Source organism: Planosporangium mesophilum (assembly GCF_016863255.1).
Lineage (GTDB): Bacteria > Actinomycetota > Actinomycetes > Mycobacteriales > Micromonosporaceae > Planosporangium > Planosporangium mesophilum.
In genome coordinates this window covers 49284-65457 of the sequence record NZ_BOON01000005.1, presented here as the reverse complement: position 1 = coordinate 65457, position 16174 = coordinate 49284, and the positions used below count along the sequence as shown (strand labels likewise).

17 protein-coding genes are annotated in these 16174 nt (G+C 71.8%); 3 read left to right on the top strand and 14 right to left on the bottom strand.

Features of this window, described 5'->3' with window-relative positions; translation table 11 throughout:
• Positions 1-14: 14 nt before the first annotated feature.
• From pqqE to Pme01_RS02760, 11 genes are all read right to left on the bottom strand, one after another.
• The gene (gene pqqE, locus Pme01_RS02810; protein WP_168112804.1) at positions 15-1082 is read right to left on the bottom strand and encodes a pyrroloquinoline quinone biosynthesis protein PqqE; all 1068 of its coding nucleotides are present in this window, start codon (positions 1080-1082) and stop codon (positions 15-17) included.
• A complete protein-coding gene (gene pqqD / locus Pme01_RS02805; protein WP_168112805.1) occupies positions 1079-1330 on the bottom strand; it encodes a pyrroloquinoline quinone biosynthesis peptide chaperone PqqD in 252 nt (83 codons plus the stop codon). The genes pqqE and pqqD overlap by 4 nt, the downstream gene beginning before the upstream one ends.
• A complete protein-coding gene (pqqC, locus tag Pme01_RS02800; RefSeq protein WP_168112806.1) occupies positions 1327-2007 on the bottom strand; it encodes a pyrroloquinoline-quinone synthase PqqC in 681 nt (226 codons plus the stop codon). Before pqqC ends, pqqD begins: the two co-directional genes overlap by 4 nt.
• A gap of 110 nt (positions 2008-2117) precedes the next feature.
• On the bottom strand, positions 2118-2228 hold the full coding sequence (gene pqqA, locus Pme01_RS02795; RefSeq protein WP_168112807.1) for a pyrroloquinoline quinone precursor peptide PqqA: 111 nt from the start codon (positions 2226-2228) through the stop codon (positions 2118-2120).
• A gap of 79 nt (positions 2229-2307) precedes the next feature.
• Positions 2308-2979: a FadR/GntR family transcriptional regulator gene (locus Pme01_RS02790; protein WP_168112808.1), complete on the bottom strand. Its 672-nt coding sequence runs from the start codon at positions 2977-2979 to the stop codon at positions 2308-2310.
• Positions 2980-3026: 47 nt separating this feature from the next.
• A complete protein-coding gene (araD, locus tag Pme01_RS02785) occupies positions 3027-4748 on the bottom strand; it encodes an L-arabinonate dehydratase (RefSeq protein WP_168112809.1) in 1722 nt (573 codons plus the stop codon).
• Positions 4745-5590 (bottom strand): ABC transporter permease, encoded by an 846-nt coding sequence (locus Pme01_RS02780; protein ID WP_168112810.1) that lies wholly within the window; start codon positions 5588-5590, stop codon positions 4745-4747. Before Pme01_RS02780 ends, araD begins: the two co-directional genes overlap by 4 nt.
• The gene (locus Pme01_RS02775) at positions 5587-6495 is read right to left on the bottom strand and encodes an ABC transporter permease (protein WP_168112811.1); all 909 of its coding nucleotides are present in this window, start codon (positions 6493-6495) and stop codon (positions 5587-5589) included. The genes Pme01_RS02780 and Pme01_RS02775 overlap by 4 nt, the downstream gene beginning before the upstream one ends.
• Positions 6492-7631, bottom strand: a complete 1140-nt coding sequence (locus tag Pme01_RS02770; RefSeq protein WP_168112812.1) for an ABC transporter ATP-binding protein — start codon at positions 7629-7631, stop codon at positions 6492-6494. Before Pme01_RS02770 ends, Pme01_RS02775 begins: the two co-directional genes overlap by 4 nt.
• On the bottom strand, positions 7628-8839 hold the full coding sequence (locus tag Pme01_RS02765) for an extracellular solute-binding protein (protein WP_168112813.1): 1212 nt from the start codon (positions 8837-8839) through the stop codon (positions 7628-7630). The genes Pme01_RS02770 and Pme01_RS02765 overlap by 4 nt, the downstream gene beginning before the upstream one ends.
• The gene (locus Pme01_RS02760; RefSeq protein ID WP_168112814.1) at positions 8832-9884 is read right to left on the bottom strand and encodes a LacI family DNA-binding transcriptional regulator; all 1053 of its coding nucleotides are present in this window, start codon (positions 9882-9884) and stop codon (positions 8832-8834) included. Before Pme01_RS02760 ends, Pme01_RS02765 begins: the two co-directional genes overlap by 8 nt.
• Before the next feature lie 343 nt (positions 9885-10227).
• Here Pme01_RS02760 and Pme01_RS02755 point away from each other — a divergent pair, with 343 nt between their 5' ends.
• From Pme01_RS02755 to Pme01_RS02745, 3 genes are read left to right on the top strand one after another with little or no spacing between them, the layout of a single operon-like run.
• Positions 10228-10995, top strand: a complete 768-nt coding sequence (locus Pme01_RS02755; RefSeq protein ID WP_168112815.1) for an IclR family transcriptional regulator — start codon at positions 10228-10230, stop codon at positions 10993-10995.
• 50 nt (positions 10996-11045) lie between these two features.
• Positions 11046-11942 (top strand): dihydrodipicolinate synthase family protein, encoded by an 897-nt coding sequence (locus Pme01_RS02750; RefSeq protein WP_168112816.1) that lies wholly within the window; start codon positions 11046-11048, stop codon positions 11940-11942.
• Positions 11943-11984: 42 nt separating this feature from the next.
• Positions 11985-13265, top strand: a complete 1281-nt coding sequence (locus tag Pme01_RS02745) for an adenosylmethionine--8-amino-7-oxononanoate transaminase (protein WP_203935401.1) — start codon at positions 11985-11987, stop codon at positions 13263-13265.
• A 17-nt stretch (positions 13266-13282) separates the two neighbouring features.
• Here the strand turns inward: Pme01_RS02745 and Pme01_RS02740 are convergent, their stop codons facing one another.
• From Pme01_RS02740 to Pme01_RS02730, 3 genes are all read right to left on the bottom strand, one after another.
• Positions 13283-14035: an SDR family NAD(P)-dependent oxidoreductase gene (locus Pme01_RS02740; protein ID WP_168112817.1), complete on the bottom strand. Its 753-nt coding sequence runs from the start codon at positions 14033-14035 to the stop codon at positions 13283-13285.
• Positions 14032-15318 (bottom strand): enolase C-terminal domain-like protein, encoded by a 1287-nt coding sequence (locus Pme01_RS02735; RefSeq protein WP_168112818.1) that lies wholly within the window; start codon positions 15316-15318, stop codon positions 14032-14034. The genes Pme01_RS02740 and Pme01_RS02735 overlap by 4 nt, the downstream gene beginning before the upstream one ends.
• A gap of 76 nt (positions 15319-15394) precedes the next feature.
• Complete coding sequence (locus Pme01_RS02730) at positions 15395-16117, bottom strand: GntR family transcriptional regulator (RefSeq protein ID WP_168112819.1); 723 nt, start codon at positions 16115-16117, stop codon at positions 15395-15397.
• Positions 16118-16174: the final 57 nt, after the last annotated feature.

The following is a 16174-nucleotide window of genomic DNA, read 5'->3' as shown; positions in this document are numbered from 1 at the left end:
CGTGAAGCAGAGCACTATCGGCGCCGATGACCGGGCGGCCCGCCGACGGACCGCTCGGCGGCGCCGAGCACCGCCTCGACCAGCGGCCGGTGCGGCGAGTACCGGCACGCCGGGTCGGTCACCGCGGCGTCGCCGGTGAACTGGTACGCCTGGCAGCGGCAGCCGCCGAGGTCGACGTCCCGGCGCGGGCAGGAGCGGCACGGCTCGCGCATCCAGTCCGTACCGCGGAACCTGTTGAACGACTCGGACTCGTACCAGATGGCGCGGAGCGGCCGGTACCGCACGTTCTCCACCGTCAGGTCGGGCAGCAGGTCCGCGACCGGGCAGGGGAGCACGTTCCCGCTCGGGGTCACCGTCAACTGCCGGCGGCCCCAGCCGTCCATGCACGGTTTCGGCCAGCCGGTGTGCAGATCCGGGCTGACGTACGCGAGCTCGATCCGCCCCGCCAGCCGCGCGGCGGCGGCGCGCACGACGGCGTCGGCCGCGCGTACCTGGGCCGCCGTCGCCAGCAGCCAGTCCCGGTTGCGCAGCGCCCACCCGTAGTACTGCGTGTGCGCCAGTTCCAGCCGGTCCGCGCCCATCCGCTCGGCCAGCGCGACCAGCGACTCGACGTGGTCGACGTTGTGCCGGTGCAGCACGACGTTCACGGTCAGCGGCAACCCGCGCTCCTTGACCACCCGCGCCGCCGCCAGCTTCTGCCGCCAGGTACGCGTGGCGCTGATCCGGGCCGCGCCCTCCGGGTCGGCGTCCTGCACGCTGAGCTGCACGTGGTCGACGGCCAGCGCGGCCAGACGCTCGCCGGTCAGGCCCACGCCGCTGGTGATGAGGTTCGTGTACAGGCCCCGCTCCCGGCAGGCGGCGGACAGCTCCGGCAGGTCACGGCGCCGCAGCGGCTCGCCGCCGGAGAGGTGGACCTGGGCCACGCCGAGCGCGGCGGCCGCCGCGAAGACCGACACCCATCCGGCCGTGCTCAATTCATCGGTACCCGCAACCAGCTCGACCGGGTTGGAGCAGTAGGCACAGTGCAGCGGGCAGGAGTGCGTCAGCTCGGCCAGCATCCCGAGCGGCGCGGGTATCGTCACCGCAGTTCCACCAGGCGCTGGCCGGCGAGGCCGCGGAGCAGCTCCTCCACCTGGGCTTCTTCCACGCCCTCGTACTCGGTCTCCAGTTCCGAGACGATCGCCGCGAGGCCCCGCCGTCCGTCGCACAGGGCGAGCACCGAGGCGGCGGTCTCGTTGAGGACGACCACCTCCTCGGGCATCATCAGCAGCCACTCGCCACGCGCCGGGTTCCAGCGCAGCGAGGCGTGAGGCGGCAGGTGCGGCGTCATGGCCGGTACGCGTAGTCGATGGCGTCCAACATGGACCAGAGCACCTCGCACTTGAGGGTGAGCGCGCCCCCCGCAGCGGCCCGGCGCTCCGGCGTGTCGCAGTACGTCATCACCACCTCCAGCGCGTACGACGCCTCCTTGGGCGCCTGCACGCACCGCTTCTCGAAGTACGCGAGACCCTCGGCGTCGATCCACGGGTAGTACCGCCGGAACGCCGCGACGCGTTGCGACATCAGGTCCGGCGCGAAGAGTTCGGTCAGCGAGGAGGCGACGCCGGCGGTCCAGTGCGCGGTACGGCAGAAGTCCACGTACCGGTCGACCGCGAACCGGACGCCGGGGACGACCCTGGTCTCCTCGAGGACCTCCTCGCGGCGCAGTCCCACCGCGTCGCACAGGCGCAGCCAGTCGGCGAGGCCACCGGCGCCCTCGTGCGGCCCGTCGTGGTACACCAGCCGCTCGTACCACTGCCGGCGCACGGCCTGGACCGGGCAGTTGGAGATGACCGCGGCGTCCTTGCGCGGCAACGACCGCTGGTAGTACCAGCGGTTGGCCACGAAGCCGCGGATCTGTTCCGGAGCCAGCCGCCCGGCGAGCATCGCCTGCTGGAACGGGTGCTTCTCCCAGTAGATCGCGGAGCGGCCGCGCAGGTCGGCCACGAAGGCGTCGACGTCGTTCACAGCTGGATCTCCATCCCGTCGTGGGCGACCTCGATGCCGGCCGCCTCGACCCGGCGGCGCTCGGGGGAGTCGGCCACGAGCAGCGGGATCCGAGGACCCGTACCCACACGTCAGGGACGCAGCGGGTCGAGTCCGGCGTACGAGGTGACCTCGGCGCCGAGCCGAACGGACACCGCCTCGGGCCGTACCCACCGGCGGCGGGTCTTCGCGGTGTCAGCCATCCGACCTCCCGTACTCGTCGGGGCGAGATTCGTGGCGGGAATTCGTGGCGCCGTCATGACTTTCCCCCGGGTGGCCGGATTACACCGCCTGGCGCAGCCACTCCTCGACGCCGGCGACGTGGACGGCCGCCCACGCCCGCGCGAGCTCGGGCTGGCGCGACCGGATGGCGGAGAAGATGGCCCAGTGCTGCTCGTGGGTACGGGCCGCGGCGCCCTCCTGCGAGATGCCCCGCCAGATCCGGGCCCGTACCGTCGGCGCCGACAGGTTGTCGATCAGCGAGGCGAGCACCGGGTTGCCCGAGCCGGCCGCGATACGCCGGTGGAACTCCAGGTCGGCGGCGATCAGCCGGTCGATGTCCGGGTCGTCGTGCAGCTCCTCCAGTACCTTGCCCAGCTCCTCGATCGCCGAGTCGCTCATCACCTGGGCTGCCATCGCGCTCGCCGCCGGCTCCAGGATGCGGCGCACCTCCAGCAGGTGCAGCAGGTTGTCGTCGCGGTGGAAGTCGGCCAGGAATGAGACCGCGTCCAGCAGCAGCTCCGGTTGGAGGCTGGTGACGTAGGTGCCGTCGCCCTGGCGTACGTCGAGGACGCGAACCAGCGACAGCGCCCGTACGGCCTCGCGCAGGGAGTTGCGGGACAGCCCGAGGCGCCCCGCGAGGTCCGCCTCCTTGGGGAGGCGGTCACCGGGGCGCAGCTCGCCGGAGACGATCATTTCCTTGATGCGTTCGATCGCCTCGTCGGTAATGGCCATGCAGGAAGGATAGGGGCGCCGGCCAGCGACGCCAGCCCCGCGATCACTCAGCGGGCGTCGGGGTCGGCGACGGCGCCCCGTACCGCGAGGAAGTCGAAGTCGCACCCGGCATCGGCCTGCGTGATGTGCTCGGCGTGCAACGCGCCGTACCCCCGGGGGTACATCGGCGCCGGCGGAGTCCACCCGGCGCGGCGGCCGGCCAACTCCTCGGCGGTGACGCCGAGTTCCAGCCGCCGCCCCGGCACGTCGAGCGTGATCAGGTCGCCGTCGCGGACCAGCGCGAGCGGGCCGCCGACATGCGACTCGGGGGCCACGTGCAGCACGCAGGCGCCATAGCTGGTACCGCTCATCCGGGCGTCGGACACCCGTACCATGTCGCGCACCCCCTGCTTGAGCAGCTTCTTCGGGATCGGCAGCATGCCGTGCTCCGGCATGCCGGGGCCGCCCACCGGGCCGGAGGAGCGCAGCACCAGGACACTGTCCGCGTCGACGTCCAGGTCCTCGTCGTCGATGCGGGCCAGCAGGTCGGCGTACCCGTCGAAGACGAGCGCGGGGCCGGTGTGGCTCAGCAGCGCCGGGTCGGCGGCCAGGTGCTTGATGACCGCCCCGTCGGGGGCCAGGTTGCCGCGCAGTACCGCCAGCCCGCCTGAAGCGAAGACCGGCTTGTCCCGCGGGCGGATCACGTCGTCGTCGTACACCTGCGCGCCCGCGACCGCCTCCCGCAGCGTGACCCCGGCGACCGTCTGCCGGTCCGGGTGCAGCAGGTCGGTGATGCGCGCGAGCAGCCCGCGCAGGCCACCGGCGTAGAAGAAGTCCTCCATCAGCCACGCCCCACCGGGGCGGATGTTCGCCAGGACCGGAGTGCGCCGGGCGGCCACGTCGAAGTCGTCGATGGTCAGGTCGACGCCACTGCGGCGGGCCATCGCGATCAGGTGGATGACCGCGTTGGTGGAGCCGCCGAGGGCAAGCACGGTGGTGACCGCGTCGGCGTACGCCTCGGCGGTCAGGATCATCGACGGCTTCACGTCGTCCCAGGCGAGCGCGACGGCGCGGATGCCGGTGGCGGCGGCCAGGCGGGTGTGCGCGGCGTCGGCGGCCGGGATGGAGGCGGCGCCGGGCAGGGTCATGCCGAGTACCTCGGCGACCGAGGTCATGGTGGAGGCCGTACCCATGGTCATGCAGTGCCCGTACGAGCGGGCGATGCCCTGCTCGAGCTCCTCCCACTGGGCGTCGTCGACGAGCCCGGCGCGCCGGTCGTCCCAGTACCGCCACATGTCGCTGCCGCTGCCGAGCACCTCACCGCGCCAGTGGCCGCGCAGCATCGGGCCGGCCGGGAAGAAGATCGCCGGTACGTCGGCGCTGATCGCGCCCATCAACAGGGCCGGGGTGGTCTTGTCGCAGCCGCCCATCAGCACGACGGAGTCGACCGGGTACGAGCGGATCAGCTCCTCGGCCTGCATGGCCAGCAGGTTGCGGTACAGCATCGCGGTGGGCTTGCTGTAGGTCTCACCGGCGATCGCCCCGGCGGGGATCATCATCGGGTACCCGCCGGCCTGCCAGACGCCGCGCTTGACCGCCTCGGCCCGCTCCTTGAGGTGCAGGTGGCACGGGTTGATCTCGCTCCAGGTGTCGATGACGCCGACCACCGGCTTGCCCGCGTGCTCCTCGGCGCCGATGCCCAGCTGGCGGGTACGCGCCCGGTGGCTGAACCCGCGCACCCCCTCGCCGCCGTACCAGCGATGGGAGCGCAACTCCTCGGGTGTCTTCACTCCGCACGCTCCCGTTGCTCGCCGACCCTCGTCACCAGCTGCGTCGGGTTGACGAAGCGCAGCGCGATGACCAGCAGGACGAGCATCGACAGGGTGTAGATGACCGCCATGGCGTCCACGGCCTGCGGTGCCCGGATGCCGGCGGCCGACATCGAGTAGTACAGCGTCACGACCAGCGTCTGGCTGCTCGGCCCAGCGGTCAGGAAGGTCAGCTCGAACATGCCGACCGTGCGCACCAGGACCAGGATCGAGGCGGCGAGCACGCCGGGCACCAGCAGCGGCAGCAGTACCGTCGTGAAGATGGCCCGGGTGTTCGCGCCGCACATCCGCGCCGCCGCCTCGATCTTCGAGTCGATCTGCTCGATGAACGGCGTCATCGTGAGCACCACGAACGGCACCGACGGCACGAGGTTGGCCAGGATGACGCCCCACATCGTGCCGCCGAGGTGGAACTTGTAGAGCACCGTGGCCAGCGGGATGCCGTACGCGATCGGCGGCACCATGATCGGGAGCAGGAACGCCAGCGTGACCAGACGCTTGCCCGGGAAGTCGCGGCGGGCCAGGGCGTACGCCGCTGGAACCCCGATCAGCGCGGAGATCACCACGACGGCCAGCGACACCTGGAGCGTCACCTTCAGCACGTCGAAGAGCGCGAACTCCTTCCAGGCGTCGGCGTAGTGGTGCCCGGTCAGGCCCGCCGGCCACCAGCTGCCGAACCACCGGGTGGAGAACGAGTTGACCACGACGGCGGCGACCACGCCGGCCAGGTTGACCAGGAAGAAGATCATTACGGCCCAGACCAGCCAGACGCCCGGCCGGGCCACGAGGGCGCGTTGTCTCATCCCTTGCCCCCCGTCGCGCCCCGGTACATGCGCCCGCGCCAGGTCAGCACGATCGCGATCACGATGAGCATGACCACCGCCATGATCATTGCGATCGTCGAACCCATCGAGTAGTCGTACTGCTCGTTCGAGGCGTGCACCGCCGCGATCGAGATGACGTGGGTGGTCCGCGACGGGTCACCGACCAGGATCGCCGACGGGAACACCGAGAACGCCAGCACGAACGTGAGGCAGAACGTCATCGCCAGCCCCGGCGACAGCAGCGGAAACGTGATGTGCCGGAACCGCTGCCACCAGCCCGCGCCCAGGACGGACGCGGCCTTCTCCAGGCTCGGGTCGATGCCCGACAGGTACGACGTCGTGAGCAGGAACGCGAACGGGAAACCGCTGATGATCAGCGAGAACAGCACGCCCCAGTAGTTCTGGATCAGCGGCACCGCGCCGTCGGTGAGGTGCAGGGCGCGGAGGACCTTGTTGAACCAGCCGGCCGGCCCGAAGTACTGGATGATGCCCTCGGCGGTGAGGACCGTGCCCAGCGTGATCGGGACGACCAGGATCGTGGTGATCAGGCGCTTGCCGCGTACCGGGCCGCGCATCCGGTACGCGATCGGCACCGACGCGAGCACGTTGATCAGCGCCGCGGGCAGGCCGAGTCGTAGCGTGATCCAGATGGTGTCGCGCAGGTACGGCTCGGCGAAGAACCGCTGGTAGTTGGCGAACGGGCCGCCGCCCTGCTTCGGCTGGAAGGACAGGCCCAGGCCGTACAGGAACGGGTACAGGAACAGTGCGACCACGAACGCGACGCCGGGGAGCAGGAGCAGGAGTACCCGGTCGATTCCGCGCTCGGCGAGCCGGTGGCGCAGCGCCAGCCGCTCCGGTGTCGCTTCGGCCAGGGCACTGGTCATGTCGCCGCCCCGGCCGGTGCGGCGGCGGGTGACGCCGACCGTCCCCCGGCCGCCGCCTCGGCGGCCGCGAGGGCATCGGCGTCGGCGGCGAAGACCAGCAGCTTGTCGGCGGGTACGGCGACGGTCACCGCGTCGCCGGGCGCCAGCCGGTCGACCGACCGCAGCCGGATCACCTGGCCGCCCTTCAGCCTGCCCTGTACCGCCTGCTCACGACCGTGGTACTCGACGACCTCGACGTCGACGGAGATGAGGTTGTCGCCGGTGTCCGTGACCACGAAGTCCTCGGGCCGGATGGCGGCCACTGCCGGGCCGCCGGCCACCGCCTCGCGGGCGGTACCCGTAACCGCGAGCCCCGGCGCGGTCACCCGTACCGCGCCCTGCCCGCCGTCGGTCTGTACCGGCAGCAGGTTGCGGTACCCCATGAAGCCGGCGACGTACGCGTTGACCGGCCCCCGGTACAGCTCCTCGGGGGTACCGACCTGCTGCACCACGCCCTCGCGCAGGATCACGAGCCGGTCGGCCAGCGACAGCGCCTCCTCCTGGTCGTGCGTGACGTACACCGTGGTCAGTCCGAGCGACTGGTGCAGCCGCCGGATCTCGGTACGCATCTCCAGGCGCAGGGCGGCGTCCAGGTTGGACAGTGGTTCGTCCATGAGTACCAGCGGGGGCTCGAGGACGATCGCGCGGGCGATCGCCACCCGCTGCTGCTGGCCGCCGGAGAGCTGCCCGGGCAGCCGGTCGGCGTACTGCTGCAACTGCACCATCCGCAGCGCCTCGTCCACGCGCCGGCGGGTCTCCTCCCGACTCACGCGGCGCATGCGCAGGCCGAAGCCGACGTTGCGGCGTACCGAAAGGTGCGGGAACAGGGCGTAGTTCTGGAAGACCATGCCGAACCCGCGCTTCTCCGGCGGCAGGGTGTCGATGCGCCGGTCGTCCAGCCAGATGCTGCCCCCCGACAGGGGCAGCAGTCCGGCCAGGCAGTTGAGCGCGGTGGACTTCCCGCAGCCGGAGGGTCCGAGCAGCGCCACGAACTCGCCGCCGGCGATGCTCAGATCCAGCGCCTCGAGGGCCGCGCGGCCCCCGAAGCGCCGGCTGACCTGGTCCAGCCGCAGGTGGTCGAACCGGTTCTCGGTCATTTCTTCGCCACTGACCCAACTTTTTGGTCCCACAGGTCGAACGCCTTCACCTGCGCGTCGGCGGGCAGCGACGTCTCCTTGGGGGTGCTGGAGATGAGGTCGGAGTACTCGGGGCGCCCGAACTGCTTGATGGTGTCCTGGCTCTTCTGTGGCGCCATGTCGAGGGTCACGCCCTTGACCGCCGGGCCCGGGTAGAAGTAGCCCTGGTCGTACGTGATCGCCTGCTCCTTGGGTTGCAGGGCGAACTTCATGAGGTTGAGGACGGCCGACAGCTTGTCCTTGTCGATGCCCCTCGGGACCACCATGTAGTGCGCGTCGGTGATCCAGCGGAAGCCGGAGAGCGTGCCGACCTTCATCTCCGCCGGCACCGTACCCAGCGCGCGGGGGTTGATGTCCCAGCCGGTCGTGCTGGCGATGATGTCGACGGTGCCGTTGGCGATGTCCTTCATCGTCTGCCCGGTGCCGCCCGGGTAGGCCGGCTGGTACGGCGCCATCTCGGCCAGGTACGCCCAGGTCTTGTCCCAGGTCGCCGGGTCCTTGGGGTTGCTGTCGCCGAGGATGTAGGGCAGGCCCATCAGCAGGGTACGGGCGGGGCCGGAGTTGCGCGGCTGCGCGTACTCGACCTTCTTGGGGTGCGCCTTCGCGTACGCGAGGAGTTCCTCGGCGGTCGTCGGCGGCGTCGGTACCGTCTTCGGGTTGTACATGATCAGCGGGCCGGCCGGGTACTCCGTGACGACCACGCCGTAGCCCTGGGCCAGCTCCTGCATCTTCAGCGAGTCTTCGGTGTAGATGTCGCCCAGCGCCGGCAGCTTGGCGTTGTGGTCGGGGGTGAGCTTGGCCCACAGGTTCTGGGCGATGCCGGCGGCCAGACCGTCGGTACCGGTGAGCACCATGTCGATGTCGAGCCGCCCGGCGTCCTGCTCCGCCTTGATCTTCGGAGCGAGCTCGGGCGCGGTCGCCTTCGTCGTCACGATCTTCGAGACGATCTCGGGGTGTGCCTTCTGGAAGTCGTCCAGGATGCCCTGCGTGAGCTGGAGGTTCCCGGCGACGTCCATGATGTTGAGCGTCTGCGGCTTCGACGGCTTGTCGGGCACCGAGCCGCCGGTGGCGGTGGTGCCGGGCTTGCCGCTGTCGGGTGCGCCGCAGCCGGCCGCGACGAGCGCCGCGGCGGCCACCACCAGGGCGTACCGGTGCAAGGGTCTAGTCATCGGTGTCGGTTACCTTTCCGGGGCCGGGCGGCGGCGCGGGTCGGGCCGCCGATGAGCTGTCGGGAGCAGGGGCGGTGGTCGCCCGCACGATCAGGTTGGTGCTCAGTTCGCGGCACGGCGTGGGGTCGCCGTCGGCCGGGGTACCCACGCCGGCGAGCAGGAGGTCGACGGCGGCGCGGCCACCTGCCTCCATCGGCATGGCGACGGTCGTCAGCGGCGGAGCGCAGACGGCGGCGTACAGCAGGTTGTCGAAGCCCACGACGCTCATCTCGTCCGGTACGGCCACCCGGCGGTCGGCCAGCCGGGACAGCACGCCCAGGGCCATCAGGTCGTTGTACGCGATGACGGCGCTGACGCCGCTGGCGAGCGCGAGGTCGGCCGCCTGTACGCCGCCGGAGAACTTCGGCTCGAACGGTCCGAACTCGACGACCGCCACGTGCCGCCGGGCGGCCGCGGCCCGCAGCCCGCGCCGCCGCTCCCGGTTGGACCACGCGTTGTGCGGCCCGTTGAGGTACGCGCACCGGCGGTGTCCGAGCGCGGCCAGGTGGTCCACCACCTGCTTCATGCCGCCTGCGCTGTCCATGAAGACCGCCGGTACCCCGCGCAGTCGGCGGTTGAGCAGCGTCAGCGAGGTGACCGACCGGAGCCCGTTGAGCTGGGTGTCGCTGGAGAACGGCGCGCAGATGATGACACCGTCCACCTGGCGGGCCATCGACCGGACGAGCGCCTCCTCCGCGCTCGCGTCCTCCTCGCAGTCGGCGAAGAAGACGGCGTACCCGCCCGCGCGGGCGCGGGACTGCACGCCCCGCAGGACGCCCGTGTAGAACGGGTTGCCGAGGTCGGGGACGACGATGCCGATGTTGCCGGTCTTGCCGGTGATGAGGCTCTGCGCGGCGGGGTTCGGTTGGTAGCCCAGTTCCCGCGCGGCGGCCAGGACGCGGTCACGGGTGGTGCCGCGTACGTGGTGGGACGCGCCCAGGGCGCGTGACACCGTCGAGGCGGAGACCTTCGCCCGGCGGGCGACGTCATGGATGGTTACCGGCACCGAACCGCTCCAGTTGGCTGTCTCGACGACTGGCTGTCCTGACGATTTCTGCAACCGTTTGGGGAGCGAGTCAATCGGCGCCCGGTGGGGCGCGTCAACACCTTTCATCCGATTGATAGGACAGTATCTATTCAGGTTCCATGACAACAGACATAATGCTCGTACGGGCGTGCATCAGCACCTATTCGTCCTTCCCGATGGGTTGCTGACCGATGATGGGCCGCTCCGCGGGGCGGCGTGGATTCCATACATGGGATGAATCTATTGACGGCGCAGCCGGCCGGACGGTAGACGGTCTGGAAAGGTTTGCAGGACGGTGAGCGGGTGGCTGGTGGGTGGTGAGATGAACAGAACGGGGTCGCCTTCGGCCATCGCCAAGGTGGTGGCGGTGGCGGAGGCGCTGACCGAACACCGGCGGCTCTCCCGGGTCGCGCAGGTGACCGGCCTGCCGATCTCGACGGTGCACCGCATCCTGCGGGAGCTGGTGTCGCAGGGCTGGGTACGGGAGGGGGAGGAGCGCGACTACATGCTGGGCCCGGGGCTGCTCCGGCTCGCCGGGTGCGCGGCCGACGACTCCGACCTGGCCCGCGCGGCCCGTCCGGCGCTGCGGGCGTTGGGCGAGCGCAGCGGGTTCACCATCCACTTCGGAGCACGGCAGGGCGACGAGGCGGTGTACGTGGACAAGTTCGAGGGGCGCGGCGCGTACGGCATGCGCTCGCGCGTCGGCGCCACGCTGCCACTGCACTCCACCGCCATCGGCAAGGCGATCCTGGCGGCGCTGCCGGTCGACGAGGTGCGCCGGATCGCCGCGCGTACCGGCCTGCCCCGGCGGATGCCGCGCACCCTGGCCACGACCGAGGCGCTGCTGGCGAACCTCGCCACGGTACGGGCCCGGGGCTGGGCGCTCGACGACGAGGAGAACACGGCCCGGGTGCGCTGCGTCGGCGCCGTCGTCGTCGACCACCGGGGCGAGCCCATCGGCGCGGTGAGCGTCTCCGGCCTGAGCGTCGACCTCGGCCGGGTACAGGTGGCGCGGCTGGCCCCGATGGTGGTGCACACGGCGCGCGAGGTGTCGGCGGCCCTCGGCGCGCGCAGCGCCCGGCCGGCGTAGGTCGCCGGCCGCCGGCTGGCGTCGCTCATGGAGTGAAGAGGAGTCGCTCAATGTCCCTGGAACAGGTCCGACGGGCGCTGGAGTCCGTCGTCGCGATCACCGTGACCCCCTTCGACTCCGCCGGTGGCGTCGACGTCGACGGGTACGTCAAGGTGCTCGCCCGGTACGTCGACGCGGGAATCGGTACCGTCACGCCCAACGGCAACACCAGCGAGTTCTACTCGCTCGACCCGGACGAGCTGGCCCTCGGGCTGCGGACCACCACCGACGCGGTGGCCGACCGGGTCACCGTGATCGCCGGCGTCGGGCACGACGTCGCGCGCGCCGTGGCGATGGCGCGCGACGCCGCCGACGCCGGGGCGCACGGCGTGATGGTGCACCAGCCCGTCCACCCGTACCAGTCGCTGGACGGCTGGGTCGACTACCACCGCGCGATCGCCGAGGCCGTACCCGAGCTCGGCGTGGTGCCCTACGTACGCAGCCCGCTGATCACCGCGGACGCCTTCGTCGCGCTCGCCGACACCTGCCCCAACGTGGTCGGCGTCAAGTACGCCGTACCAGATCCGCTGTCCCTGCCCGGCCTGATCGAGGCGGTCGGAGCCGAACGCCTGGCGTGGGTGTGCGGGCTGGCCGAAACGTGGGCCCCGTACTTCTGGCTGGGCGGCGCCCGCGGCTTCACCTCCGGCCTGGTGAACGTCGCTCCGCACCAGTCGTTGCAGCTCCTGGGCCTGCTGCAGGCCGGCGAGCACGAGGCTGCGATGGCGGTCTGGCGCCGGATCAAGCCGTTCGAGGACATGCGCGCCCGGGCCGGCAACGCGGCCAACGTGTCGGTGGTCAAGGAGGCGCTGGCCCAGCTCGGGCTGTGCCGGCGGTCGGTACGCCCGCCGATCAGCGAGGTGTCGCCCGCCGAGCGCGACGAGGTGGCCGCGTTCCTGGCGTCGCTGTAGGTTCGCGGTCGGGCGCGGGACAGGGCGGGTAGGCTGCGGCGCGTGCGCCCCGCTGACCTGCTCGAACTGGACCGTGCCCACGTCTGGCACCCGTACGCACCGATGCCCGGTACGACCACCCCGCTCGTCGTCGAGTCGGCGGCGGGCGTGCGGCTGCGCCTCGCGGAGCCGGTGGCGGGTCACCGGGAGCTCGTCGACGGGATGTCGTCGTGGTGGGCGGCGATCCACGGGTACGCGCACCCGGTCCTCGACGCCGCGGTCCGCGACCAGTTGGGCCGGATGAGCCACGTGATGTTCGGCGGCCTCACCCACTCCCCGGCGGTACGGCTCGCGACCCGGCTGGTGGAGCTGAGCCCCGCCGGCCTGGAACACGTCTTCTTCTCCGACTCCGGCTCGGTCTCGGTCGAGGTGGCGGTGAAGATGTGCCTCCAGTACTGGCGCTCGCTCGGCCGGCCCGCCAAGCGCCGCCTGCTGACCTGGCGCGGCGGCTACCACGGCGACACGTTTCACCCGATGTCGGTCTGCGACCCTGACGGGGGCATGCATCACCTGTGGTCCGGGGTACTGCCCCGGCAGGTCTTCGCGGACGCCCCGCCGGCCGAGTTCGACCCCGGCTACGCCCAGGATCTGACCGGACTGATCGAACGGCACGCAGACGAACTCGCCGCCGTCATCGTCGAGCCGGTGGTGCAGGGCGCGGGCGGGATGCGGTTCCACTCGCCGGAGTACCTGCGGGTGCTGCGGGAGGTCACGAAGGCCAACGACGTGCTGCTCGTCTTCGACGAGATCGCCACCGGGTTCGGCCGTACCGGAGCCCTGTTCGCCGCCGACCACGCCGGGGTCAGCCCGGACGTGATGTGCGTCGGCAAGGCCCTGTCCGGCGGGTACCTGTCGTTCGCGGCGACCCTGTGCACCCCGGAGGTGGCCGACGGCATCGCGCGGGGGAGCGTGCCGGTGCTGGCACACGGTCCGACGTTCATGGGCAACCCCCTGGCGTGCGCGGTCTCCAACGCCTCGCTGGACCTGCTGGCCGACGGCGACTGGCGGACCAGCGTGAAGCGCATCGAGGCCGGGCTACGGACCGCCCTCGCACCCGCCGCCGACGTGCCCGGCGTCGTCGACGTACGGGTACTGGGCGCGATCGGCGTCATCCAGCTCGACCACGACGTCGACATCCCCGCCGCCACGCGGGCCGCGACCGAGCAGGGCGTCTGGCTGCGCCCCTTCCGCGACCTGATCTACACGATGCCGCCGTACGTCACTCAGGACGCCGACGTCGAGCGCATCGCGGAGGCCATGACGGCGGCTGCCGCCGCCGGCTGAGCGGCCCCGCCGCCCGCTCATGACGAGGGGCGCACCCGTAGGCCCTGCATGCCGCCGTCGACGGGGAGCGCCGTACCGGTGGTCGAACCCGACAGTGGCGAGGCGAGGTACGCGATCGCGTGCGCCACCTCGTCGGCGCTGACCAGCCGCCCCATCGGCTGGCGGGCGTTCAGCGCCGCGCGCTCGGCCGCCGGGTCGTCGGCCCGGTCGAGCAGCCGGCCGACCCACGGCGTGTCGGCGGTACCCGGGGTGACGCAGTTGACCCGGATGCCTTCCCGGACGTGGTCGGCCGCCATCGCCAGGGTCAGGGACAGCACCGCGCCCTTCGAGGCGCTGTACAGCGCGCGCTGCGGCAGGCCGGCGGTCGCCGCGACCGAGCAGGTGTTGACGACGGCCGCGGCGGGGGACCGGCGCAGGTGCGGCAGGGCGGCGCGGGTCACCCGCACCGTGCCGAGCAGGTTGACGTCGAGGACGCGCAGCCACTCGGCGTCGGGGTTGTCGGCGACCGTACCGATGGCGCCGATGCCGGCGTTGTTGACGACCACGTCGAGGCGGCCGAACCGTTCAGTGGCGCCCTCGACGGCGGCCCGCACAGCGTCATCGGAGGTCACGTCGCAGACGATCCCGACGAGCGGGTCGGGCAGTTCGTCGGCCTCGAGGTCGAAGCAGGCCACCCGCGCGCCGCGGGCGGCCAGCAGCGTGGCGGTGGCCAGGCCGATGCCCGACGCCCCGCCGGTGACGACCGCCACCAGGCCGTTGAAGTCACTCACCGCTCAAGCCTCCACTCTGGACCATCGGGGTAGCGGAACCGGCGCAGGATCTGCGGGTGCAGTTGCGCGCTGAACCCGGGCGCGGTCGGTGCGCGGTACCGGCCGCCGCGCACGACCACCGGGTCCACGAAGTGCTCGTGCAGGTGGTCGACGTACTCGATGACCCGTCCGGCCAGGTCGCCGGAGACCGCGACGAAGTCGAACATGGCCAGGTGCTGCACCAGCTCACACAGGCCGACCCCGCCGGCGTGCGGGCACACCGGTACGCCGAACTTCGCGGCCAGCAGCAGGATGGCGATGTTCTCGTTGACCCCGCCGACCCGGGCGGCGTCGAGCTGGAGTACGTCGATCGCGCCCGCCTGCAGGAGTTGCTTGAAGACCACGCGGTTGGCCACGTGCTCCCCGGTGGCCACCCGTACCGGCGCGCACGCCCGGCGGATCGCCGCGTGGCCCAGCACGTCGTCGGGAGAGGTGGGCTCCTCGACCCAGTACGGGTCGAACTCCCGCAGCCGCTCCACCCACCGGACCGCCTCGTCGACGTCCCAGCGCTGGTTGGCGTCGATCGCCATCCGTACGTCGGGACCGACCGCCTCGCGGGCGATGCGCATCCGGCGTACGTCGTCGTCCAGGTCGGCGCCGACCTTCAGCTTGATCTGCGTGAACCCGTCGGCCACCGCCTGCTTGGCCAGCCTCCGTACCTTCTCGTCGCCGTACCCGAGCCAGCCCGGCGACGTCGTGTACGCCGGGTAGCCGTCGGCGCGAAGCAGCGCCTCCCGCTCGGCGCGGCCCGGCTGGGCGCGGCGCAGGATCGCCAGCGCCTCGCCGCGGGTGAGCGCGTCGCTGAGGTACCGCCAGTCGACCAGGTCCACGATGCGCTCGGGCGCCAGGTCGGCCAGCAGTTTCCAGAGCGGCCGGCCGGCGCGCCTGGCGGCCAGGTCCCAGGCGGCGTTCACCACGGCGCCGATCGCCATGTGCATGACGCCCTTCTCCGGGCCGAGCCAGCGCAGCTGCGAGTCGCCCACCAGCTCGTGGTAGAGCCCGTCGAGGTCGTCGACGTCGCGGCCCATCAGGTACGGCGTCAGCGCCCGGATCCCGGCCGCCTGCACGTCGTTGCCGCGACCGATGGTGAACGCGAAGCCGTGCCCGTCCGGGCCGTCGTCGGTGTGAAGCACGACGTACGCCGCGGAGTAGTCGGGGTCCGGGTTCATCGCGTCCGAACCGTCGAGGTGGCGCGAGGTCGGGAAGCGGAGGTCGACCACGTCGACGGCGACGATCCGTGCCATGGGACCTCCCGCTCGCAGAAGCCGACCCCTCGCAACTGCCGAACATGATCCTATAGGGATCGGCATCCTATAGGAACTACTCGAACGACGCCCGGAGCCGGTCGCGGGCGCTCTCCAGGTGGTCGCGCATCGCCCGGTCGGCCGCCGAGGCGCTGCCGCGGGTGACCGCGGCGGCGATCCGCCGGTGCTCGGCGAGCGTCTGGCTGCCGCCCCCGCCTGCCGAGTACAGCCGGAAGATGTGCAGGTGGCAGTGGGTACGTTCGAGGGCGATCCGGAGCTGCCGGTTGCCGGCCACGCCTGCGAGCAGGCTGTGGAAGCGACTGTCGTGGGCGGCCAGGGCCTTGTACGCCTCGTACTCGTCGCCGGGCGGCGGCTCCGGGCACGACGCGACCTCTCCCGCGATCCGCACGTGGTCGTCGCGGTTGGCCAGCTCGGCCGCGCGGCCCGCCGCCCACGGCTCGACGAGCAGCCGGAACTGGAACAGATCGTCCACTTCGGAGCGGGTCAGCAGGGGGGTGGCGGAGTAGCCCCGCAGCGGCTCCTTGACGACGAGCCCGTCGGACTCCAGCCGGGCCAGCGCCTCCCGGATCGGCGTCTGCGACACGCCCAACTGCCGGACCAGCCCGTCGATGCTCACCCGTGCGCCGGGAGCGATGACGTGGTCCATGACGAGCGCCTTGACGGCCTCGTACACGTCGTCGGCGAGGACCTGCCGCTGCCGTGACGGGGCGGCCGGCCCGGCGCCGGTGGCCGGCCCCGCGAGCGAGGCGGTGCGCGGTGGCAGCAGGTGACTCGGCATGCGCTCCTCCGTTACCCGACAGGTCGGCGGGAGTGATGGTGCCACGGTCTTGACGCG

Bases quoted from the DNA above. Each gene is read 5' to 3' on its own strand.
- pqqD (WP_168112805.1), bottom strand. From the start codon at position 1,330: ATGACGCCGCACCTGCCGCCTCACGCCTCGCTGCGCTGGAACCCGGCG.
- pqqA (WP_168112807.1), bottom strand. From the start codon at position 2,228: ATGGCTGACACCGCGAAGACCCGCCGCCGGTGGGTACGGCCCGAGGCG.
- Pme01_RS02790 (WP_168112808.1), bottom strand. From the start codon at position 2,979: ATGGCCATTACCGACGAGGCGATCGAACGCATCAAGGAAATGATCGTC.
- Pme01_RS02780 (WP_168112810.1), bottom strand. From the start codon at position 5,590: ATGAGACAACGCGCCCTCGTGGCCCGGCCGGGCGTCTGGCTGGTCTGG.
- Pme01_RS02775 (WP_168112811.1), bottom strand. From the start codon at position 6,495: ATGACCAGTGCCCTGGCCGAAGCGACACCGGAGCGGCTGGCGCTGCGC.
- Pme01_RS02770 (WP_168112812.1), bottom strand. From the start codon at position 7,631: ATGACCGAGAACCGGTTCGACCACCTGCGGCTGGACCAGGTCAGCCGG.
- Pme01_RS02765 (WP_168112813.1), bottom strand. From the start codon at position 8,839: ATGACTAGACCCTTGCACCGGTACGCCCTGGTGGTGGCCGCCGCGGCG.
- Pme01_RS02755 (WP_168112815.1), top strand. From the start codon at position 10,228: ATGAACAGAACGGGGTCGCCTTCGGCCATCGCCAAGGTGGTGGCGGTG.
- Pme01_RS02750 (WP_168112816.1), top strand. From the start codon at position 11,046: ATGTCCCTGGAACAGGTCCGACGGGCGCTGGAGTCCGTCGTCGCGATC.
- Pme01_RS02735 (WP_168112818.1), bottom strand. From the start codon at position 15,318: ATGGCACGGATCGTCGCCGTCGACGTGGTCGACCTCCGCTTCCCGACC.
- Pme01_RS02730 (WP_168112819.1), bottom strand. From the start codon at position 16,117: ATGCCGAGTCACCTGCTGCCACCGCGCACCGCCTCGCTCGCGGGGCCG.